Genomic DNA, 20,355 nt, shown 5'->3' with positions numbered 1-20,355 from the left:
ACACCACCCGCAACGTCAGCCTGTCCCACAGAAGGAATGGTCACCGGCAAATAGTCGCACAACCAGTGATCGGCATCACGAACCGACACGCAAAGATCTAGCCCTGTAGTACTAGTCGTCGAGCACCTGCGCCGAAGTGTCCCGGCGCGCGGTGACCGGGGTTTCCCGGTGGTCGCCGCCGTCGAGCGAGCGGCTGATGAGGATCGCGCTCGCCCCGCCGAACGCCGGGCCGCCGGCGTTGAAGGAGTCCACGATCGAGTACCCGACCCGGCCGTCGGCGGAGCGCGGCGCAGGCCGCCGCGCCGGCCCGCAGGGCGGCCACCCCGCACGGTCGTCACGGGTCCCGGGCGCCGCGGGTGAGACATCCTTTTCCCCGCTGAAAATGTCGTCCGTCCACACGGGAATCGGTTGACGGATGCCCGAAAGACTTGCACCGGAAATCCCGCCGCGGCCGGCCCGGAGCGCGGCCCTTGACACGGACGGGCTCCCCGCCGCATCCTGATGCATCTCAGGGTTCCTGATATACCTGCCGCTCAGTGAGGAGTCGGACGATGACCGCAGTGGACGAGAGGCCGGGCACCCGGCCCCGCCCGGACGTCGAACCGGGCCGGCTGTTCATCGGCGGCCGGTGGACCGAAACCGAGGCCCGCTTCGACGCCGTGGACCCGGCCACCGGCCGGACCCTCACCTCCCTCGCCCGCGGGACGGCCGCCGACGTCGACGCGGCCGTGGCCGCGGCCCGGCAGGCCGCCCCGGGCTGGGCGGCGACGCCGGCCCGCGAGCGCGCCCGCGTGCTGCACCGGGTCGCGGACCTGGTGCGATCCCGCGCCGACGAGCTCGCCGCCCTGGAGAGCGCCGACGTCGGCAAGCCGATCTCGCTGTGCCGGGCCGTCGACGTCGAGACCGTCGCCGAGCAGTACGAGTACTACTCGGCCCTGGCGCAGGGCCTGGACGGCGCGACGCGGCCGGTCCCGATCCCCGCGCACGCCTACACCCGCCGCGAACCGCTCGGCGTGGTCGCCGCGATCACCCCGTTCAACTTCCCGCTGGTCCTGTCCGCCTCGAAGATCGCGCCCGCGCTGGCCGCGGGCAACACCGTGGTGCACAAGCCGGCCGAGGACACCTCCCTCAGCGCGCTGCTGATGGCCGGGCTGCTCGCCGAGGCCGGCGTGCCCGACGGCGTGCTCAACGTGGTCACCGGCTTCGGCTCGGAGATCGGGGACACCCTGCTGAGCCACCCCGGGGTGGACAAGATCGCGTTCACCGGCTCGACCGCGGTCGGCCGGCACGCGGCGGCCCTGGCCGGGCGGCACCTGAAGCCGGTCACCCTGGAACTCGGCGGCAACGCGGCGCACATCGTGTTCGAGGACGCCGACGTCGAGCAGGCGGTCGGCGCGGCGATCAAGGCGTTCGTGTTCAACACCGGCCAGTTCTGCATGGGCGGGCCCCGGCTGCTCGTCGCCGGCGCGCTGTACGACACGATCCTGGCCGCGCTCGCCGAAGCCGTACCGCAGGTGCCGGTCGGCGACCCGTTCGACCTCGCGACGGTGGTCGGCCCGATGGCGGGCGAGCGGCACCGGGCGAAGGTCGAGCAGTACGTCGAGCAGGCCCGCGCCGACGGCGGCCGGATCGTCGCCGGCGGCGGCCGGCCGGACATCGAGGGCGGGTTCTTCTTCCAGCCGACCGTGATCGCGGACCTGCCCGACGACTCCCGGGTGATCCGGGAGGAGATCTTCGGTCCCGTGCTGACCGTCCAGCGCTTCACCTCCGAAGACGAAGCGGTCGCGCTGGCCAACAGCACGCCCTACGGCCTCGCGGCCGGGCTGCGGACGACGAACCTCGCCCGCGCGCACCGCGTCGCCGCCCGGCTGCAGGCCGGGATCGTCTGGGTCAACGACTGGGCGATGCTCGATCCCGCGATCCCCTTCGGCGGCGTGAAGGACTCCGGTTACGGCCGCGAGCACGGCCCCGAATCCCTCGACGCGTACACGCGCACGAAGTCCGTCGTCATCTCCCTCGCCTGACGCTCGTGAGTGGTAAGGCGGGTTAGAACCCGCCTTACCACTCACGAGGGGCCCACCCAGGAGGAGTTGCATGCCCACCAGAACCACCGCGGCTGTCGTGGAGTCCGCCGGCGCCGGGTTCACCCTCGGCGAAGTGGCCCTCGACGAGCTCCGGCCGGACGAGGTCCGGGTGCGGATCGTGGCCACCGGCGTCTGCCACACCGACCTCGGCGTCGCCGCCGGCGCGCTGCCCTTCCCGCTGCCCGGCGTGCTCGGCCACGAAGGCGCCGGGATCGTCGAAGAGGCCGGCACCGCCGTCACGCGCGTGCGGGCCGGCGACCGGGTCCTGCTCAGCTACACCTCCTGCGGCGGCTGCGCGAACTGCCGCGACGGCCACCCCGCCTACTGCGAGACCTGGCTGCCCGCCAACCTGCTCGGTGGCCGGCGCCCGGACGGCACGACCCCGATCTCCCGCGGCGGCACCCCGCTCGGCGGGCACTTCTTCGGCCAGTCCAGCTTCGCCGGGCACGCCGTCGCCGACGAGCGCAGCGTCGTCAAGGTCGCCGCCGACGCGCCGCTGGACCTGCTGGCCCCGCTCGGCTGCGGCATCATGACCGGCGCCGGCGCCGTGTGGAACGTCCTCGCCCCGCGCCCGGGCGCCACGCTGCTGGTCACCGGCGCCGGCGCGGTCGGCCTGTCGGCGGTGATGGCCGCCCACCTGACGCCGGCGACGCGGATCATCGCCGTGGACCGCGTTGCGGCACGGCTCACGCTGGCCCGCGAACTCGGCGCCACCGACACGATCGACACCAGCGGCGAGGACCTGGCCGAGACGGTCGGGAAGCTGACCGGCGGCCGCGGGGTCGACGGCGTCGTGGAGACCACCGGCAACGCCGGCGTCCTCGGGACGGCGATCGGGGCGCTGGCCGCGCGCGGCACCGCGGTCGTCGTCGGGGCGCCCGCGTTCGGCACCGAGGTGCCCGTGGACGTCAACTTCCTGCTCCCCGGCCGGCACGTCGTGGGCCTGACCATGGGCGACGCGGAGACCCAGGCGCTGGTGCCGACCCTGGCCGGACTGGTCGCCGCGGGCCGCTTCCCGGTCGAAAAGCTGGTCACCCACTACGAGTTCGGGCAGATTCAACAGGCAGTGGACGACATGCTCGCCGGCACGACGATCAAACCGGTGCTCCGCCTGTGAAGGAGAAGACCGTGCACCTCCCCGACTTCGGCCTCGGCAGCTGGCCCGCCCGCCGGGCGCGGATCAACCCGGACCGCACCGCGCTCGTGCAGGCGGACCGGACGCTGACCTACGCCGGGCTCGCCGACCGGGTCGCCCGCCTCGCCGGCGCGCTGATCCGGCTCGGCGTGCGCCCCGGCGACCGCGTGGCCTACCTCGGCGTCAACGACATCACCGTGTTCGAGACGCTGTTCGCCACGGCTTGCTGCGGCGCGATCTTCGTCCCGCTCAACTACCGGCTCGCCCCCACGGAGATCCGGTACATGCTCGACGACAGCGGCGCGTCGGCCCTCGTGCACAGCGCGGACACGACGGACCTCGTCGCGGCGGCCGGTGGACTGCCGGGCGGCGTCGTGCTCGCCACGGACCCGGCCGACGGGGACTTCGAGGCGGCGATCGCCGAGGCCGGTCCCCCGCCGGAAACGCGGGTGGACCTGGAAGATCCGTTCCTGCTGCTCTACACCTCCGGCACCACCGGACGGCCGAAGGCGGCGGTCCTCACCCACGGCAACCTGACCTGGAACACCGTCAACCAGCTCGCCCACCTCGACGTCCTGGGCACCGACAAGGCGCTGTGCATCGCGCCGCTGTTCCACTGCGTCGGGCTCGGCCAGATCACCCTGCCGACGCTGTTCAAGGGCGGCAGCGTGGAACCGGTGGCCAAGTTCGACCCGGGCACCATCCTCGCCCGGATCGGCGCGGCCGGGGTCACCAGCTTCTCCGCGGTGCCCACGATGCTGGAGATGCTGTGCCGCCACGAGGACTGGGACCGCACCGACCTGAGCTCGCTGACCTGCGTGCTCTACGGCGGGTCGCCGGTGGCCGAGCGCGTCGCCCGCGCGTGGCTCGACCGCGGCGTGAAACTCCTGCAGGGCTACGGCATGACCGAAGCCGCCCCGGGCGTCTCGATGGCCACCCACGAGGGCACGCTCGACCACCCGGTCGCCGCCGGGGTGCCGCACTTCTTCACCGACGTCGCGGCGCTCGGCCCCGACCTCACGCCCCGAGCATTGAACGGGGCACCGGCCGAGCTGCTGGTGCGCGGCCCACACGTCTTCGGCGGCTACTGGAACCGGCCCGAAGAATCGCGAGCGAGCTTCGTCGAGGGCGACTGGTTCCGCACCGGTGACGTCGTCCGCGTCGACGACGACGGCTGGGCCCACGTCGTCGACCGGGTCAAGGACATGATCATCTCCGGCGGGGAAAACGTGTACCCGGCCGAGATCGAAGCGGTCGCCGTCCGCCTCGACGCCGTCGACGCCTGCGCCGTGGTCGGCGTGCCCGACGAGCGCTGGGGTGAGGCCGGCGTGGCCTTCGTCGTCGTCCGGCCCGGTGCCGAGCTGGACGAACCGCAGTTCCGCGCCCACCTCGAACGGCACCTGGCACGCTACAAGGTGCCGAGACACGTGCGGTTCACCGACGCCTTGCCGCGCAACGCCACCGGCAAGATCCGCCGCGTCGAACTGCGCGCCCTCGCCGCCGAAACCTTCACCACGAACGGACCCGCATGACCACGCCTCTGCTGCCCCCGTCACTGCGCCTGGAGCTGCGGGACGACATCGCCGTGCTGTGGCTGGCCCGTCCCGAGAAGCGCAACGCCCTCGACGACGCCACCGTGCTCGGCCTCGAAACGTTCTTCGGCGCCCCGCCGCCGGGGGTCAAGGCCGTCGTGCTCGACGCCGTCGGCGACCACTTCTCCGCCGGGCTGGACCTCTCCGAGCTCACCGAGCGCGACGCGTTCGAGGGCCTGGAGCACTCGATGATGTGGCACCGCGCCTTCGAGCGGCTCGAACGCGGGCGCGTCCCGGTGGTCGCCGTGCTCAAGGGCGCGGTCGTCGGCGGCGGCCTGGAACTGGCCGCCGCCGCGCACATCCGCGTCGCCGAACCCTCGGCGTTCTACGCCCTGCCGGAGGGCCAGCGCGGGCTGTTCGTCGGCGGCGGCGGGTCGGTGCGGGTGCCGCGGCTGATCGGCGCGCACCGGATGGCCGACATGATGCTCACCGGCCGCGTGCTCGACGCCGACGAGGGCCACGCCGCCGGGTTGTCGCACTACCGCGTCGAAAACGGCCTCGAGCACGCGCTCGGCCTGGCCCGCAAGATCGCGTCGAACTCCTCGATCACGAACTTCGCCGTCCTGCAGGCCCTGCCCCGCATCGCGGAGGCCAACCCGGCCGAGGGGTACCTGATGGAGGCGCTGATGGCCGCCGTCGCCAGTGGCAGCACCGAAGCGAAGGAACGGATGCAGGCGTTCCTCGAAAAGCGCGCCGGGAAGGTCGGCCGATGATCCTGCGCCCGGTCGCCCCCGACGTCCGCGAAACCACCGAGATCGGCCGGTACCTGCGGTGGCTGGAAGCCCGCGGGCACTTCTTCGACGACTACGCGGGCCTGCACCGGTGGTCGGTGACCGACCTCGACGGCTTCTGGTCGTCGATCAAGGACTTCTTCGGCGTCCGCCTGCACACCCCGGCCGCCGCGGTGGTGCCCGACCGGACCATGCCCGGCACGGAATGGTTCCCCGGCGCGACCCTCAACTACGCCGAGCACGCCCTCGGCCACGAGCCCGGCGGCGCCACCGCGGTCATCGCCTACTCCCAGACGCGCGAGCGCACCGAGCTGACCTGGGACCAGCTGCGCGACCAGGTCGCGCGCGCCCGCGCGGGCCTGGCCCGGCTCGGCGTCGGGCGCGGCGACCGGGTCGTGGCGTACCTGCCGAACATCCCGGAAGCCGTGGTCGCCTACCTCGCGGTCGCGAGCCTGGGCGCGATCTGGGCCTCCTGCGCCCCCGAATTCGGCGCCCGGTCGGTGGTCGACCGGTTCGGCCAGATCGAGCCGCGGGTGCTGCTGACGGTGTCCGGCTACCGCTACGGCGCCAAGGACGTCGACCGCCGCGCCGAGGTCGCCGAAATCCGCGCCGGCCTGCCCACCGCCGAGCACGTCGTGCACGTCCCTTACGGCGACCACGACCTGCCCGGCACGCTCTCCTGGGAAGACCTGCTCACCGAGAGTGCGCCCGGGTTCGAGCCCGTCGGCTTCGCCCACCCGCTGTGCGTGCTGTTCTCCTCCGGGACCACGGGCAAGCCGAAGGCGATCGTGCACGGCCACGGCGGCATCCTGCTGGAGCACCTCAAGAACCACGGCCTCAGCTGGGACCTGCGCCCCGGCGACCGGATCCTGTGGTTCTCCACCACGGCCTGGATGATGTGGAACGCGCTGGTCTCGGGGCTGCTCACCGGCGCGTCGATCGTCCTGGTCGACGGCAACCCGCTGCACCCGGACCTGGCCTGGCAGTGGCGCCTGGCCGAGGAGACGCGGGCGACGCTGATGGGCGCGAGCCCGGGATTCCTGATGGCGTGCCGGAAAGCGGGCCTCGACCCGGCCGCCGATTACGACCTCTCCGCGCTGCGGCAGCTCGGTGCGGCCGGCAGCCCACTGCCCGCCGAGGGCTTCCACTGGGTGCATGAGCGGTTCCCGGGCGTCCTGCTCAACGTCGGCAGCGGCGGCACCGACGTGTGCAGCGGCATCGTCCAGGGCGGCCCGCTGCAGCCGGTCCGGGCGGGCGAGATCTCCGGCCCCTGCCTCGGCGTCGACGCGAAGGCGTTCGACGAGCACGGCGCCGAAGTCGTCGGGGAGCTGGGCGAACTGGTGATCACCGCCCCGATGCCGTCGATGCCGGTGGGGTTCTGGGGCGACGACTCCGGTGCGCGCTACCGCGACACGTACTTCTCGACCTACCCCGGCGTCTGGCGGCACGGCGACTGGGTCCGGTTCACCCCCGAGGGGAGCTGTGTCATCGCCGGCCGCTCCGACGCCACCCTCAACCGCGGCGGCGTCCGGCTGGGCACCGCCGAGTTCTACGCCGTCGTCGAGGAACTCCCGGAGGTCGAGGACTCCCTCGTCGTGCACCTCGAAGACCCCGCGGGCGGCAACGGCGACCTCCGGCTGTTCGTGGCGCTGCGGTCCGGCGCCGAACTCGACGACGCCTTGCGCGGCAAGATCGCGTCGGCGTTGCGGACCGCGCTCTCGCCGCGGCACGTGCCGGACGCGATCACCGCCGTGCCGTCGATCCCCCGCAACCGCACCGGAAAGAAACTGGAGCTGCCGGTGAAGAAACTCCTGCGCGGCGCCCCGGTCGGCGAGGTCGTCGGCCGGGACGTGCTGGCCGATCCCGCCTCCCTCGACGCCTTCCGCCTGGAGCGCGCATGACGACCGTCGCGATCGTCGGGACCGGCGTGATCGGGGCCGGCTGGGCCACCCTCTTCCTGGGGCAGGGCCTCGACGTCATCGCCACCGATCCGGCGCCCGGCGCCGAGGAGCGGTTGCGGAGTGCCCTCGGAGACGCGCGGACGGATCGGCTGCGGTTCGTCGCCGACGCCGGCGAAGCGGCCGCCGCCGCCGATTTCGTCCAGGAGAACGGGCCCGAGCGCGAGGACGTCAAGCACGCGCTGTTCGCCGTCCTCGACGAAGCCGCGCGGCCGGACGTGATCCTGGCGAGCAGCTCGTCCGGGCTGCTGCCGAGCGTCATCGCCCGCGGCTGCCCGCGCCACCCCGAGCGGGTCGTCGTCGGGCACCCGTTCAACCCGCCGCACCTGATCCCGCTCGTCGAGGTCGTGCCCGGCCGCGAGACCGCGCCCGAGGTCGTCGACCGGGCCATGGCGTTCTACTCCTCGGTCGGCAAGCGGCCGATCCGGCTGACCCGGGAGGTGCCCGGCCACGTCGCGAACCGGCTGCAGGCCGCGCTGTGGCAGGAGGCGTACTCCCTCGTCGAACGCGGGGTCGCGACGGTCGCCGACATCGACGCCGCCATCGCCCACGGGCCCGGCCTGCGCTGGGCGGTGCTCGGCCCGTTCGCCAACCAGCACCTTTCGGGCGGCGCGGGCGGGCTCGCGCACGTCCTGCGCCACCTCGGGCCGCCCACCGAACAGTGGTGGCGCGACCTCGGCCGCGTCCACCTGACGCCGGAACTCGCCGAGTCCCTCGTCGCCGGCGTGGACGCCGAACTGGCCGGCACCGACCACGACCGGCTCGTCGCCGCCCGCGACGCCGTCCTCGACCAGCTGCTGGCCGCCAAGGCCGCGCAGCCCGACCTGCCCTGACCCCTGGAGCTCTTCGTGGACCCTTCCTCCCTGACCGCCATCGACGTCCACACCCACGTCGAGCAGGACGGCCACGGCTGTTTCGCCCTCGACCAGGAACTTCTGGACGCGTCCGAGAAGTACTTCCGCGCGGGCCAGGACCGCACGCCGACGGTGACCGCGATCGCCGAGCACTACCGGGCCCGGAAGATGGCCGCCGTCGTCTTCACGGTCGACGCGCCGGCCGCGACCGGGCACCCGGCGCTCTCGAGCGAGGAGATCGCCGACGCCGCCGCCGAGCACGCGGACGTGCTCATCCCGTTCGGCTCGGTCGACCCGCACGCCGGCAAGGCGGCCGTGCTGCGCGCGCGGCGGCTCGTCGGCGAGCACGGGGTGCGCGGGTTCAAGTTCCACCCGAGCCTGCAGGCCTTCGAGCCCCACGACGTCCGGTACTACCCGCTCTACGAGGCGATCGCCGAGCTGGGCGTCCCGGCCCTGTTCCACACCGGGCAGACCGGCATCGGCGCCGGCCTGCCGGGCGGGCACGGCATCAAGCTGCGCTATTCGAACCCGATGCTGCTCGACGACGTCGCCGCCGATTTCCCGGACCTGACGGTGATCCTGGCGCACCCGTCGGTGCCGTGGCAGGACGAAGCGATCTCGGTCGCGACGCACAAGGCGAACGTGTACATCGACCTGTCGGGCTGGTCGCCGAAGTACTTCCCGCCGCAGCTGGTCCGCGCGGCCAACACCCTGCTGAAGCGGAAAGTCCTGTTCGGGTCCGACTTCCCGGTGATCACCCCGGACCGCTGGCTCGCCGATTTCGCCGAGCTGGAGATCAAGGACGAGGTGCGGCCGCTGATCCTCAAGGACAACGCCATCGAAGTACTCGGGCTGTCTTGAACGCCGGATAACGTTTGTCCGCTACGTCCCCGGGCATCCGCAGCCTTCCAGCACTCACGATGGGAGGCGGCGTCGTGGCGGACGGTGACGTGCACACCTACTACGAAGACGGACTGTGGAAGAACCGCGTCGAAGGCGGCCGCCGGGCGTCCAACACCTCCCCCCGCCGCGTCGACGCCGTTTTGGCGGGGCGGCAGATCGCGCGGAAACGCCGGGTCGGGCACTTCGTCCACACGCCGGAAGGCGACGTCGAAACCGAACGCGACTTCCGCCCCGGCGCCCGGCGCACCGACCGCGGCGACGGCGCTCAGTCACGGGCGCTGTAACACCACACCCGTTCGGACGATAGCCCGTTCGTGTCCGGGGACGCCCCGGCCTTCACGAACGGATCACCCATGCCTCGCCTTCGCCTGGCCGCGCTCCTCACGGCCGGTACCTTCGCCCTCGCCGGCTGCGCTGGCACCCCGAGCACCCCGGCCGCGGCCGGCTCGACCACCCCGGCGTCGTCCACGGCTCCGGCGACCCCCGCCCTCGACGCCGCCAAGGTGGGCGCCGCGATCTCCGACGCCGCCAAGCAGGCTTCGGCCGTGCACGTCAAGGGCACGATGGCCCAGGAGGGCAGCGCCATCAACCTCGACCTGCAGCTCAACCCGGACAGCGCGAGCGGCACGGTGGTGAAGGACGGCCCCGAGATCTCCGTCCTGCGGATCGGCGAGAAGTACTACTTCAAGTTCAGCGACTCGCTGGTGAAGCAGGCCGGCGTCCCGGCCTCCGCGGCCAAGCAGCTCACCGGCAAGTGGGTGTCGTCGAAGGCCAAGATCGGCGAGGGCATCGCGGACGCGTTCAAGGTGTTCCTCGACTACAAGTCGTTCACCGAGGGCACGCTGGGCGAGCTGCAGAAGACGACCTTCAAGCCGGGCGAGCCGACGACGCTCGCGGGCGCACCGGCGCTGACCTTCTCGAGCACGGACGGCACGGCCACGGTGGCCGCGACCGAGCCCCACTACCTGCTGCGCATGGCGGACCCGAAGAACGGCGCCATCGAGTTCGGCGACTGGAACAAGCCGACGACGGTCTCGGAGCCCCCGGCAGCCGAGATCTACTCCGGCCCGGGTTCCTGACCCTGTCAGACGAGCAAGCCGGTCACCGTCGTGAGTGGTAAGGCGGGTTAGAACCCGCTTTACCACTCACGAGCGGCTGCGGGGCGGGCGGCGCACCCGAGTCGTCAGCGGCTCAGCGGCGGGCCAGCTGGGCCCACACCGTCTTCCCGCCCGAACGGGACCCGCTGCTCCCCCACCGCTTCGCGACCTTGGTGATCATCCGCAAGCCCAGCCCCGCCCGGGCCGGATCGAGGCCCTCCCGCAGCACCGCCGGCCGCCGGCTTTCGTCGGAGACCTCCACGAACAGGGTGCCGCGGCGCAGCTCCAAGCGCAGGCGGGGCGCCGAATCCGTGTGCCGGAGCGTGTTCTCGACCAGCTCGGTCGCGATCAGCTCGGCGTCCTCGGTCAGCTCCGGCACCATCCACTCGGCGCACATCCCGCGGACGAACCCGCGGGCACGCGCCGACGTGCGCGGCGATCGGTCCAGCAGGCGGCCCACCCTCCGCCGGGCCGGGTGGATCAGTGACGACTCCGCGGTGGCGGTGTCCGCGTACACCGGCACGCCGCTCGCCGCCAGCGCCGCGCGCTGTTCCGGGCGGCCCGTCACCAGCGCGAACGGGATCGCCGGCCACTCGCCGACGCGCAGGGCGACCAGGGCGAACACCCGGATCAGCGCCCGGTCGCGCAGTTCGAGGCGCTCGACGTCGATCAGGACGCCGTCCTCGGAGTCGGCCGCGAATTCGAGCAGCCGGTCGCGCAGCTCCGGGTACGTCGTCCGGTCCAGCACGCCGACGACCGAGGCCTTCGCCGGTGCGCCGTGCCGGGGCACCAGCCACACCGAGTTGTGCCGGGCGAGCACCGGTGACCACCTCCTCCACGACGTTCACCCGATCGGATAGCCGTTCCCGAACCCGTCAAACACGGCGTTTCCCCGATTGACGCGGCCGATCGGGGGAACTCCGCGGGCTCGGAAGGGAGACGATGTGTTCCGTCACACGAAGTTGCTGCAGTTCGAGGCCAAGCCCGAAAAGCCCGACCCCGTCTACGCCCGCAAACTCCAGGAGCTCATCGGCGGCGCCTACGGCGAACTGAGCGTCACCATGCAGTACCTGTTCCAGGGCTGGAACTGCCGCATCGAAGGCAAGTACAAAGACCTGATCATGGACACCGCGACCGAAGAAATCGGTCACGTCGAAATGCTCGCCACCATGGTCGCGCGATTGCTCGAAGGCGCCCCGGCCACCGTTACCGCCGAAGCGGTCAAAGACCCCGTCATGGCCGCCACCCTCGGCGGCATGGACGTCCAGCAAGCGATCGTCGCCGGCGGCGGGGCACTGCCCGCCGACAGCAACGGCTACCCCTGGAACGGCCGCTACATCATCGCCTCCGGCAACCTCCTCGCCGACTTCCGCGCCAACGCCGCCGCCGAAGCCCAGGGCCGGCTGCAAACCGCCCGCCTCTACAACATGACCGACGACCCCGGCGTCAAAGCCATGCTCAAATTCAACCTCGCCCGCGACACCGTCCACCAAAAACAATGGCTCGCCGCCATCGAAGAACTGAAAACCGACGGCTTGGAAGGCGACATCGTCCCCGAGGCCCTCCTCGACGTAGAAGACCAAACGCACAACCACACCATCTGGCACCTCTCCGACGGCCCCGACGGCGCCAAGGGCACCAGCTGGACCACCGACGCCGGCATCGAATACCTCATGGACCCCGAACCGCTCGGCGGCCCCGGCACCGCACCGAAACCCGACCCCGCCCTTTTCGGCACTTACGAAGCCGCCGGCGGTCCCGCGCTCGAACCGGCCGACGGCGACGTCGAAACCTTCCACGACGGCTCGGTCTGGAAGAACAAGGTCGTCGGCAACACGCGGGCGTCCGGCAGCGCCGAGACGAAGTCCGACGCCGTCGCGGAAGGCCGCAAGCTCGCGATCAAGCGCGGCACGGCCCACTTCATCCACACCAAGGACGGCCGGATCGGCGAGCGCCGGACCTACCCGCGGGCCCGGCCCTGACCTCACGCCGAGGGCATGCCCCCGCGGTCGGCGTCCTCTTCGTCGCTGTCGCCCGCGCGGGGCTCCTGGTCGCGGAACGTCGGCTCGGTGTGCTCGCCGGCGATGTCGGCGTCGGCTTCCATGCTCTCGGCGGTCACCGGGTCGATTTCGGGAGTGCTCATCGCGTCCTCCGATCGGGCGAAACCCGGGCATACCCGGCGGCAAGCGGGGTGAAACGCGTTTGCCCGCCGCGCCGCCGGGCACGCCCGCCCGGCGGGTCCCCGGCCGAGGGCCCGCTCACCGAATCGGGAGGGAACGACCATGGCATCGATGGAGACCGAGGTCCGGCGAACCCCGCGCCAGCTCCTCGCCGCGATCGTGGGAGTGGTTTTCCTGCTGGTCGGCGTGCTGGGGTTCATCCCCGGCGTGACGACCCACTACGACATGCTCACCTGGGCCGGGCACCATTCCGGCGCCCTGCTCCTGGGCATCTTCACCGTTTCGATCCTGCACAACATCGTGCACCTCGCGTTCGGCGTCGCCGGGCTCGCCCTGGCGAGGACGCCGAGCGGCGCCCGGGCCTTCCTGGTCGGCGGCGGGGTGGTCTACCTCGTCCTGTGGCTCTACGGCCTGGTGATCGACCAGGGCAGCGCGGCCAACTTCGTTCCCGTGAACACCGCCGACAACTGGCTGCACTTCGGCCTGGGCGTCGGGATGATCGCGCTCGGCCTGATCCCGCTGGGCGCCACGCGCAGTCCCGTCGCCGACTCGCGGTGACCGGGCGCCGGGGCGGGCGGCCGGTTCACGACGGCCGCCCGGCCCGGCTCCCCGCGTAGGCCCGCTCTCGCAGCCGCCCCAGCCAGTCCGGGGCGAACTCCAGCCCGTCCGGGTGGTTCAGCATCGGGTCGAACACCGGTGCCTCGCCGCCGGTCTCCGTCAGCGTCAGCACGGCGCTGTCGCACCAGCGCCCGTCTTCGCGGCCGGTCCGGAGCACGAACTCCCACGTTCCCGTCGCCCGGGCCGCGTCGAGGGACGCTTCGATCCGCGGCGACGCCGGCTCCGCCCACGCCCCCAGCCAGACGAGCCGGTCGGCCCGGCGGTACGGCACGAGGCTGCTGTAGGCGCCGCGCGTCCACGCGGCCGCCGGCCGGGGCAGCATCCGCCCGACGTGCCCGCTGCCCGCGGTCGTCAGCAGGATGTCCCACGGCCCGCCGTCGCGGCCCGCGCCGGGGATCCGCACCGCCAGCCCGAGCGCGTCCGGCAGCCGCCCGGGGGTGCCGGCGCCCTTGGACAGCCGGGCGACGACGGGCGCCGGCCCGGCCGGCCACGGCAGGTCGCCGGCGACGGGCCGGAGTTCGCCGTGCCGGACCACGCCCACCGGGTGGAAGGCCGGGGCGCGCCGCAGCGCCGCCAGCCCGCGGAAGCCCGCCGAGACGAGGCCGGTCATGTGTACATCCCGCCGAGCCGGGGTATTCGGATCACCCCTCCCGGTACCCGCGCGGAGCACCGGGAAACCGCACCGACCTCAAGGAGCCAGCCATCGCCACCGCGGTCCTGTTCGACGTCGACGGCACTCTCGTCGACTCCAACTACCTCCACGTCCACGCCTGGCGCCGGGCGTTCCACGCGCTGGACCGGAACGTCGACTCCTGGCGCGTGCACCGCGCGATCGGCAAGGGGTCCGGCAAGCTGCTGAGCACCCTGCTGGGCGACGAAGACGCCGGCCGCATCGGCGACGAGGCGAAGGAGCTGCACAGCCGCTTCTACCTGGAGACGGCCGATCTGCTGCGGCCGTTCGACCGCGCCCCCGACCTCATCCGCACCCTGGCGGGCCGCGGGATCCGCGTCGTGCTGGCGACGTCGGCGGCGCCGGACGAGCTCGAGGAGCTGCGCCGCGTCCTCGACGTCGACGACGTGGTCGCGGGCATCGTTTCCGGCGACGACGTCGAAGCGACGAAACCCGATCCGGAGCCGGTGTTCGCCGCGCTCGAGAAGGCCGGGACCACGCCGGAGGAGACGATCTTCGTCGGCGACGCGGTCTGGGACGTCCACGCCGCCACCAAGGCCGGCGTGCGCACGGTTTCGGTGCTCTCCGGCGGCGTCGGCGCGGGAGAGCTGACCGACGCCGGCGCCGTCGCGATCTACGACGACGCCGCGGCGATCCTGGCCGGGCTGGACGAGAGCGTGCTGATCAGCTGACCTTGCCGGCCACCAGCCCTCGCGCAGGGTCACCGGGGTGGCCGAGCCCGCGGGCGATGGCGATGGCGAGCATCCCTTCGCTGAGGTCGACGCCGGTGAGCGTCACTCCCGCGGGGTAGCCGGGGAGGTTCAGTCCGGTCCTGACCGCGATCTCCAGGCCTCTCCCGTGGACTTGCGGTCCCAGTACCGACGCCACCGCTCCGCCTTCGTCATGTCCCCCAGCGAAGCACGAACCGGCGCCTCAGCCGAACGTGCCCGGCTCGTACCCGCCGCCCTTCTGGTGGATGATCACCGCGAGCCGGTTGGCCGAGTTCATCTGCGCGACCAGGGCGATCAGCGCGGCGGTCCGGTCGTCGTCGTAGTGCTTGCGCACCCGGGCCCAGGTGTCGTCGGAGACGCCGGGAGCGCCGTCGGCGATCCGGGTGCCCTCCTCGGCCAGCGCGAGCGCCGCCTGCTCGGCCTCGGTGTAGACGGTGGCCTCGCGCCAGGCCGCGACCAGGTTGATCCGCACGCCCGCCTCCCCGGCGGCCGCCAGCTCCTTGGTGTGGACATCGACGCACCAGCCGCAGCCGTTGATCTGGCTGACGCGCAGCGACACCAGCTCCCGCGTGACCTTGTCCAGCGGTGACTGGACGATGGCCAGGCTCGCGGTGCCGAACCGCTTGGCGAACTTGGCGCCGATTTCGTTATCGGTCAGGGTGAAACGGGGTTCCATGACGTCGTCCTCACTCGTGGTGCGGTCTCTGCGGACGACCACGAGATGCCGGCGGCCCCGCACCCCGTGACACCCTGGCCGGGTGACGACGATCACTGTCACACCGCGGCGTCGTCCGGCATCTGGAGGGGAAACCCGCGAACGAAAGAGGCGCGACCCCATGGCCGATCCCGCCACCGAGGCCTTCCTCGCCCACCGGAACCTGCTGTTCACCGTCGCCTACCAGCTGCTCGGCTCGGCCGCCGACGCCGAAGACGTCCTGCAGGAGACGTGGCTGCGGTGGGTGGGGGTGGACCTCGCCGCGGTGCGGGACCGGCGCGCGTACCTGGTCCGGATCACCACCCGGCAGGCGCTGATGCGGCTGCGGGCGCTCGGCAGGCGCAAGGAGTCCTACGTCGGGCCGTGGCTGCCCGAGCCGCTGCTGACCACGCCCGACGTCGCCGAGGACGTCGAGCTGGCCGACAGCGTCTCGATGGCGATGCTGCTGGTGCTGGAGACGCTCGGACCGGCCGAGCGGGCGGTGTTCGTGCTGCGCGAAGTGTTCGACCTGGGCTACGACGAGATCGCCGAAGCCGTCGGCAAGAGCCCGGCCGCGGTGCGCCAGATCGCGCACCGGGCCCGCTCCCACGTCGCGGCGCGCCGGCCGCGCGGGGCCGTCTCGCCGGCGGCGACCCGGGACGCCCTCGAAGCGTTCCGGCGCGCCGCCGAGACGGGCGACCTGCGGGAGCTGCTCGACGTCCTCGCGCCGGACGTCGTGTTCCTCGGCGACGGCGGCGGGGTCGTGCAGGCGGTGCTCTCGCCCGTTTCCGGGGCCGAAGAGGTGGCCCGCCTGCTCGCCGCCGGCCTGGGCAACCTCGCCGCCGGCACCCTGGAAGCGGCCCAGGTCAACGGCTTCCCGGCGCTGATCCTGCGGCGCGGCGGCGAGGTCGACACCGTGGTGGCGGTCCGCGTCGACGACGGGCTCGTCACGGGCCTCTACGCCGTGCGCAACCCGGAGAAGCTGTCGCGCCTGGACGAGGCGACCGCCCTGTGCCGCTGACTCACTCGACGTCGGCCGCGGCGGCGAGGATCACCTCGGCGACGACGTCCGGCCGGGACACCGCGACCGCGTGCGAGGCGTCGATCCGGCGGACCGTCGACGACGCGCGCTCGGCCATGAACTCCTGCGCCTGGGCCGGGATCGCGTTGTCCTGGTTCGCGACCAGCGTCCACGACGGCAGCTTCGTCCACGCCGGGGTGCCCTCGAACGGCGCGGCGAGCGCCTGCTGCGCGACCGGCCGCTGGGTCACCGCCATGATCGCCGCGGTGGCGGCGGGGACGTCGGCGGCGAAGACCTCGGCGAAGTCCGCCGGCTTGATCGACAGCTCGGGCTCGCCGTCGTGCTCGAGGACGTCCGTGGTCTCCGGGCCGAGCTTGGCGCCCGGGTAGCGGCCGGACAGCTCGAACACGCTCTCGCCCGCGTCCGGCTGGAACGCGGCGATGTAGACCAGGGCGCGGACGTTGGGGGCGTCGGTGGCCGCGCGGGTGATCAGGGCGCCGCCGTAGGAGTGGCCGGCCAGGACGACCGGGCCTTCGACGCTGTCGACGACGTCCTTCACGTAGGCCGCGTCGGACTCGACGCCCCGCAGCGGGTTCGCCACCGCGAGGACCGGATAGCCCTGCTCCTGCAGCTTCGCGACGACCCCGGTCCAGCTGGACGAGTCGGCGAACGCGCCGTGGACCAGGACGATGGTGGGCTTGCTCATGGCGGGCTCCTTCAGGGAGAACGATCGGTCTTTCTGCTAGCTACTCTGGACCTTCCGGGCCGCCGTGGCAATGTGACGAAGCCGATCTGGCAGAACGATCGGTCTTTCTCTATGCTGGGGGGATGAGGACTGCCGAGCCGCACCCGAAGGACCGGCTGCTCGCGACCGCCGCCCGCCTCTTCTACGCCGAGGGCATCCACGCCGTCGGGGTGGAACGCCTGGTTTCCGAGGCGGCCGTGACCCGGGCGACCTTCTACCGCCACTACCCCACGAAGGACGACCTGGTCGCGGCCTACCTCGCCGAGACCAGCCGCCAGATCCGCGCGGCGGTCGACGCGGCGCGGGCGGGCAAGCCGCCGCGCGAGGCGCTGGCCGAGACCATGGCGGTGGTCGGCGACGCGACGTGCGGGGACGACTTCCGCGGCTGCCAGTTCCTCAACGCCGCCGCCGAGTACCCCGATCCGGAGAACCGGGTCCGCCGGGTCATCGACGACCACCGGGAGTGGTTCTTCGGCGTCCTGCGCGACCAGGCGGCGGACCTCGGCCACCCGGAACCGGACCACGCGGCCCGCGTGCTCGTCCTGCTGCGCGACGGCGCCCTGCACGGCGGCGAACTCGACGACGCCGGCAAGGTGCGCGCCACCCTGCGCCGGGCCGTCGACGACTTCCTGCCGGCCTGAGCGGCGCGCCGAACAGGCGTTCAAGCCGCTTTCACCTGCACAAACCCGGCTAACCTAGGCCGAACGGGTTACCTTGGGCGCGGAAGGTGACGGAGGTCCGAAATGGCGGCAGACGACGCGTCGCACGTCCCGGCCTGGGTGGAGCCGATGCTCGCCAAGGCCGACGGCGGACGGCTGCGCAGCGGCCCGGAGTGGGCCTACGAGTACAAACTGGACGGTTACCGGGCGGCCATGCGGATCGCCCCGGACGGCACCACCGTGCTCACCAGCCGCAACAACATCGACTTCACCGCGGAATTCCGCGACCTCGCGGGCGTGCTCACCCCCGCGCTGGACGGCCGCGCCGCCTACCTGGACGGCGAGATCGTCGTCTACGGCGAAGACGGCCGGATCGACTTCGAGCGGATGCAGGAGCGCCGCGGCCGTTACGTCCGGCACCAGAGCGGGCCGAAGGGGCGGGAGTTCACCGACGTCCCGGTCCGGTTCCTGGCCTTCGACCTGCTCCGCCTCGGCGACCGGAGCCTGCTCGCCACGCCGTACGACGAGCGCCGCCGCCTGCTGGCCGAGCTGCCGATGCCCGATCCCTACCGGGTTTCGGTGGTCCGCGCGGTCACCTTCGACGAGCTCGCCGCCGACCGCCGCACACCCGCGGACTTCCTCGCCCACGCGGCGTCCGCCGGGTACGAAGGGGTCGTCGCGAAACTGCGTTCGTCGGCCTACCTGCCCGGGCAGCGGCCGGACTCGTGGCTCAAGCACCCGCTGGTCCGGACGCAGGAGGTGATCGTCTGCGGCTGGCGCCCCGGCCAGCGCAGCTTCACCGGCACCCTCGGCGGCCTGCTCCTCGGCGCGCACGACCCCGGCACCGGCGACCTGGTCTACATCGGCGACGTCGGCACCGGCTTCAGCCAGGCCACCCGGGACGACCTGCAGGCGCAGCTGCGGGCGATGGAGCGGCGCACGCACCCGTTCGTGACGACGCCGCCGCGGGAGGACACCGTCCGCGCCCGCTGGGTGGAGCCGCAGCTGGTCGGCGAGATCGTCTACCGCCAGTTCACCCGCGGCGGCCGCGTCCGCCACACCGCCTGGCGGGGCCTGCGCCACGACAAGGACCCGGCCGAGGTCCTGGCGCCGCGCGCGGTTCCGCACGAACCGGCTTCTCCCTCGCCACCCGCGCCCGCGCCTTCGTCTTCGTCGTCGCCTTCGCCCGAGCCGGCGGGCCAGCGGATCACCGTCCAGGCCGGCGACCGGCGGCTCACCCTGTCCAATCTGGACAAGGTGCTGTACCCGGCGGCCGGGTTCACCAAGGGCGAGGTGATCAACTACTACTCCCGCGTCGCGGCGGTGCTGCTGCCGCACCTCGCCGGCCGGCCGGTGACGTTCATCCGCTACCCGAACGGCGTCGACGGCCAGAAGTGGTTCGAGAAGAACGTCCCGAAGGGTGCCCCGGACTGGCTGCGCACGGTGCGCCTGGCCGGCACGGGCGGCACGATCGACTACCCGCTCCTGGACGACCTCCCGGGCCTGGTGTGGGCGGCGAACATGGCGGCGCTCGAGCTGCACGTTCCCCAGTGGACGGTGGATTCGGGCACCCGCCGTCCTCCGGACCGGCTGGTGTTCGACCTGGACCCGGGCCCGGGCACGACGATCGTCGACTGCTGCCGGGTGGCGGAGCGCCTCCACGACGCCCTGGTGGCCGACGGGCTGACCCCGTACGCGAAGACGTCGGGTTCCAAGGGAATGCAGCTCTACTGCGGAATCCGGACGGACGACCCGGCGGCCCCGTCGGCGTACGCCAAGCGGCTCGCCCAGCGCCTGGCGAAGGAGACCCCGGAGTCGGTGACGGCGGTGATGGCGAAGGCCCAGCGCACGGGCCGGGTGTTCATCGACTGGAGCCAGAACAACCCGGCGAAGACCACGGTGGCCCCGTATTCTTTGCGCGGCCGCGACCACCCGACGGCGTCGACCCCGGTGACGTGGGACGAGGTCCGCGCGTGCAGGCACGTGAACCACCTGACGTTCACGGCGGACGACGTCCTGGACCGCATCGAAGACCACGGCGACCTGCTGGCCGGGCTGGCCGAGGACGGCGCGCCGCTGGGGTGAGGTCAGGCGCGCCGCAGAAGCCGCTTGACGCCGCCGACAAACCCGCCGGAGTCCGCCTGCGGTTGCACGTACTGCCGCGGCGGCTGTTGCAGCTGCTGTTGCGGCGCCTCGGCTTCCGGTTCACGAGTTCGGGGAACACCGCCGGTTTCCGGCGCGGACGCTTCGGGCCGAAGCGCATGCTTCGGCTGCTGCGCCGCTTGCACCCCACCCGAAGAAACCGGCCCACCACCAGCTCCCGGCACAGGCACCGACACATCCGCCGCCTGCCCCGCCAAAGCCGCAACCGGCGCGCCCTCCGGCACACCCGGCCGCTCCCCCACCCCACCGGACTGCGGCCGTGGCGCCGGAATTTCCCCCGCGATACTCCCCGAGTCCGGCACCACCGCCTCCGGCCGCGACCCGGCCGCCCCTGCCAGCCCGGCTTGCCCGGCCTGCCCGGCCTGGCCGACCAGCCCGGCCAACCCCTCCGGTCCCACCGACCCACCCGCCCCGGCCTGCCCCGCCGACCCGACCTGCCCAGCCTGCCCCGCCGACCCGACCTGCCCAGCCTGCCCCGCCGACCCGACCTGCCCAGCCTGCCCCGCCGATCCGACCTGCC

The 20,355-nt window shown here is 72.8% G+C and carries 21 protein-coding genes and 3 pseudogenes; 16 read left to right on the top strand and 8 right to left on the bottom strand.

Annotated elements, in window-relative coordinates; translation table 11 throughout:
- Positions 1–111: 111 nt before the first annotated feature.
- Positions 112–252, bottom strand: coding sequence for a hypothetical protein (locus C2L58_RS48650; protein ID WP_233225735.1), 141 nt, complete (start codon positions 250–252; stop codon positions 112–114).
- 299 nt (positions 253–551) lie between these two features.
- Here C2L58_RS48650 and C2L58_RS15370 point away from each other — a divergent pair, with 299 nt between their 5' ends.
- The 9 genes from C2L58_RS15370 (at position 552) to C2L58_RS15330 (ending at position 10,336) form a co-directional block, all read left to right on the top strand.
- Positions 552–2,024, top strand: coding sequence for an aldehyde dehydrogenase family protein (locus C2L58_RS15370; RefSeq protein WP_103338254.1), 1,473 nt, complete (start codon positions 552–554; stop codon positions 2,022–2,024).
- 70 nt (positions 2,025–2,094) lie between these two features.
- Positions 2,095–3,201: an NAD(P)-dependent alcohol dehydrogenase gene (locus tag C2L58_RS15365; protein WP_103338253.1), complete on the top strand. Its 1,107-nt coding sequence runs from the start codon at positions 2,095–2,097 to the stop codon at positions 3,199–3,201.
- 11 nt (positions 3,202–3,212) lie between these two features.
- Complete coding sequence (locus C2L58_RS15360) at positions 3,213–4,751, top strand: acyl-CoA synthetase (RefSeq protein WP_103338256.1); 1,539 nt, start codon at positions 3,213–3,215, stop codon at positions 4,749–4,751.
- Positions 4,748–5,524: a crotonase/enoyl-CoA hydratase family protein gene (locus tag C2L58_RS15355; protein WP_103338252.1), complete on the top strand. Its 777-nt coding sequence runs from the start codon at positions 4,748–4,750 to the stop codon at positions 5,522–5,524. The genes C2L58_RS15360 and C2L58_RS15355 overlap by 4 nt, the downstream gene beginning before the upstream one ends.
- A complete protein-coding gene (locus tag C2L58_RS15350) occupies positions 5,521–7,443 on the top strand; it encodes an acetoacetate--CoA ligase (protein ID WP_103338251.1) in 1,923 nt (640 codons plus the stop codon). The genes C2L58_RS15355 and C2L58_RS15350 overlap by 4 nt, the downstream gene beginning before the upstream one ends.
- The gene (locus C2L58_RS15345; protein ID WP_103338250.1) at positions 7,440–8,333 is read left to right on the top strand and encodes a 3-hydroxyacyl-CoA dehydrogenase NAD-binding domain-containing protein; all 894 of its coding nucleotides are present in this window, start codon (positions 7,440–7,442) and stop codon (positions 8,331–8,333) included. The genes C2L58_RS15350 and C2L58_RS15345 overlap by 4 nt, the downstream gene beginning before the upstream one ends.
- Before the next feature lie 15 nt (positions 8,334–8,348).
- A complete protein-coding gene (gene couO / locus C2L58_RS15340) occupies positions 8,349–9,215 on the top strand; it encodes a 4-hydroxyphenyl-beta-ketoacyl-CoA hydrolase (protein ID WP_103338249.1) in 867 nt (288 codons plus the stop codon).
- Between the two features lie 74 nt (positions 9,216–9,289).
- Entirely contained in the window at positions 9,290–9,541 is a 252-nt protein-coding gene (locus tag C2L58_RS15335) for a DUF2188 domain-containing protein (protein ID WP_103338248.1), read from the top strand.
- A gap of 69 nt (positions 9,542–9,610) precedes the next feature.
- Complete coding sequence (locus C2L58_RS15330) at positions 9,611–10,336, top strand: hypothetical protein (protein WP_103338247.1); 726 nt, start codon at positions 9,611–9,613, stop codon at positions 10,334–10,336.
- 112 nt (positions 10,337–10,448) lie between these two features.
- On the opposite strand, the gene C2L58_RS15325 is transcribed toward C2L58_RS15330, so the two are convergent.
- Complete coding sequence (locus tag C2L58_RS15325; protein ID WP_103338246.1) at positions 10,449–11,174, bottom strand: ATP-binding protein; 726 nt, start codon at positions 11,172–11,174, stop codon at positions 10,449–10,451.
- A 124-nt stretch (positions 11,175–11,298) separates the two neighbouring features.
- Here C2L58_RS15325 and C2L58_RS15320 point away from each other — a divergent pair.
- Positions 11,299–12,096 (top strand): annotated as a pseudogene (locus C2L58_RS15320) (manganese catalase family protein); the annotation flags it as partial.
- A gap of 114 nt (positions 12,097–12,210) precedes the next feature.
- Positions 12,211–12,336 (top strand): annotated as a pseudogene (locus C2L58_RS50430) (DUF2188 domain-containing protein); the annotation flags it as partial.
- Between the two features lie 2 nt (positions 12,337–12,338).
- Here the strand turns inward: C2L58_RS50430 and C2L58_RS49815 are convergent.
- Entirely contained in the window at positions 12,339–12,497 is a 159-nt protein-coding gene (locus C2L58_RS49815; RefSeq protein ID WP_014466937.1) for a hypothetical protein, read from the bottom strand.
- Positions 12,498–12,636: 139 nt separating this feature from the next.
- Here C2L58_RS49815 and C2L58_RS15315 point away from each other — a divergent pair, with 139 nt between their 5' ends.
- Positions 12,637–13,092 (top strand): DUF4383 domain-containing protein, encoded by a 456-nt coding sequence (locus C2L58_RS15315; RefSeq protein WP_103338244.1) that lies wholly within the window; start codon positions 12,637–12,639, stop codon positions 13,090–13,092.
- A gap of 25 nt (positions 13,093–13,117) precedes the next feature.
- Here C2L58_RS15315 and C2L58_RS15310 read toward each other — a convergent pair whose 3' ends face one another.
- Entirely contained in the window at positions 13,118–13,762 is a 645-nt protein-coding gene (locus C2L58_RS15310; protein ID WP_103338243.1) for a hypothetical protein, read from the bottom strand.
- A 92-nt stretch (positions 13,763–13,854) separates the two neighbouring features.
- Between C2L58_RS15310 and C2L58_RS15305 the strand changes: the two genes are divergently transcribed.
- Entirely contained in the window at positions 13,855–14,514 is a 660-nt protein-coding gene (locus C2L58_RS15305) for an HAD family hydrolase (protein ID WP_233225736.1), read from the top strand.
- Here C2L58_RS15305 and C2L58_RS15300 read toward each other — a convergent pair.
- Positions 14,507–14,710 carry a hypothetical protein gene (locus tag C2L58_RS15300; protein ID WP_369904189.1) on the bottom strand — a complete coding sequence of 68 codons (204 nt, stop codon included), beginning with the start codon at positions 14,708–14,710 and terminating at the stop codon, positions 14,507–14,509. The two genes, C2L58_RS15305 and C2L58_RS15300, sit on opposite strands and share 8 nt — an antisense overlap.
- A gap of 45 nt (positions 14,711–14,755) precedes the next feature.
- Positions 14,756–15,229, bottom strand: coding sequence for a carboxymuconolactone decarboxylase family protein (locus C2L58_RS15295; RefSeq protein WP_103338242.1), 474 nt, complete (start codon positions 15,227–15,229; stop codon positions 14,756–14,758).
- Positions 15,230–15,389: 160 nt separating this feature from the next.
- Between C2L58_RS15295 and C2L58_RS15290 the strand changes: the two genes are divergently transcribed.
- On the top strand, positions 15,390–16,268 hold the full coding sequence (locus C2L58_RS15290; protein ID WP_103338241.1) for an RNA polymerase sigma-70 factor: 879 nt from the start codon (positions 15,390–15,392) through the stop codon (positions 16,266–16,268).
- A gap of 1 nt (position 16,269) precedes the next feature.
- On the opposite strand, the gene C2L58_RS15285 is transcribed toward C2L58_RS15290, so the two are convergent.
- Positions 16,270–16,974 (bottom strand): alpha/beta fold hydrolase, encoded by a 705-nt coding sequence (locus C2L58_RS15285; protein WP_103338240.1) that lies wholly within the window; start codon positions 16,972–16,974, stop codon positions 16,270–16,272.
- Between the two features lie 122 nt (positions 16,975–17,096).
- Between C2L58_RS15285 and C2L58_RS15280 the strand changes: the two genes are divergently transcribed.
- A complete protein-coding gene (locus tag C2L58_RS15280; RefSeq protein WP_103338239.1) occupies positions 17,097–17,654 on the top strand; it encodes a TetR/AcrR family transcriptional regulator in 558 nt (185 codons plus the stop codon).
- Between the two features lie 102 nt (positions 17,655–17,756).
- Entirely contained in the window at positions 17,757–19,757 is a 2,001-nt protein-coding gene (gene ligD, locus C2L58_RS15275) for a DNA ligase D (protein ID WP_103338238.1), read from the top strand.
- 2 nt (positions 19,758–19,759) lie between these two features.
- Here the strand turns inward: ligD and C2L58_RS49215 are convergent.
- A pseudogene (locus C2L58_RS49215) lies at positions 19,760–20,355 on the bottom strand (hypothetical protein); the annotation flags it as partial.

This window comes from Amycolatopsis sp. CA-126428 (assembly GCF_002904335.1).
In the GTDB taxonomy this organism is placed as follows: Bacteria; Actinomycetota; Actinomycetes; order Mycobacteriales; family Pseudonocardiaceae; genus Amycolatopsis.
Note: the sequence above shows the minus strand (reverse complement) of the source record. Positions and strands in the feature narration are given on the sequence as shown.

Bases quoted from the DNA above. Each gene is read 5' to 3' on its own strand.
- C2L58_RS15370 (WP_103338254.1), top strand. From the start codon at position 552: ATGACCGCAGTGGACGAGAGGCCGGGCACCCGGCCCCGCCCGGACGTC.
- C2L58_RS15365 (WP_103338253.1), top strand. From the start codon at position 2,095: ATGCCCACCAGAACCACCGCGGCTGTCGTGGAGTCCGCCGGCGCCGGG.
- C2L58_RS15355 (WP_103338252.1), top strand. From the start codon at position 4,748: ATGACCACGCCTCTGCTGCCCCCGTCACTGCGCCTGGAGCTGCGGGAC.
- C2L58_RS15350 (WP_103338251.1), top strand. From the start codon at position 5,521: ATGATCCTGCGCCCGGTCGCCCCCGACGTCCGCGAAACCACCGAGATC.
- C2L58_RS15345 (WP_103338250.1), top strand. From the start codon at position 7,440: ATGACGACCGTCGCGATCGTCGGGACCGGCGTGATCGGGGCCGGCTGG.
- C2L58_RS15330 (WP_103338247.1), top strand. From the start codon at position 9,611: ATGCCTCGCCTTCGCCTGGCCGCGCTCCTCACGGCCGGTACCTTCGCC.
- C2L58_RS49815 (WP_014466937.1), bottom strand. From the start codon at position 12,497: ATGAGCACTCCCGAAATCGACCCGGTGACCGCCGAGAGCATGGAAGCC.
- C2L58_RS15315 (WP_103338244.1), top strand. From the start codon at position 12,637: ATGGCATCGATGGAGACCGAGGTCCGGCGAACCCCGCGCCAGCTCCTC.
- C2L58_RS15310 (WP_103338243.1), bottom strand. From the start codon at position 13,762: ATGACCGGCCTCGTCTCGGCGGGCTTCCGCGGGCTGGCGGCGCTGCGG.
- C2L58_RS15295 (WP_103338242.1), bottom strand. From the start codon at position 15,229: ATGGAACCCCGTTTCACCCTGACCGATAACGAAATCGGCGCCAAGTTC.
- C2L58_RS15290 (WP_103338241.1), top strand. From the start codon at position 15,390: ATGGCCGATCCCGCCACCGAGGCCTTCCTCGCCCACCGGAACCTGCTG.
- C2L58_RS15285 (WP_103338240.1), bottom strand. From the start codon at position 16,974: ATGAGCAAGCCCACCATCGTCCTGGTCCACGGCGCGTTCGCCGACTCG.
- C2L58_RS15280 (WP_103338239.1), top strand. From the start codon at position 17,097: ATGAGGACTGCCGAGCCGCACCCGAAGGACCGGCTGCTCGCGACCGCC.
- ligD (WP_103338238.1), top strand. From the start codon at position 17,757: ATGGCGGCAGACGACGCGTCGCACGTCCCGGCCTGGGTGGAGCCGATG.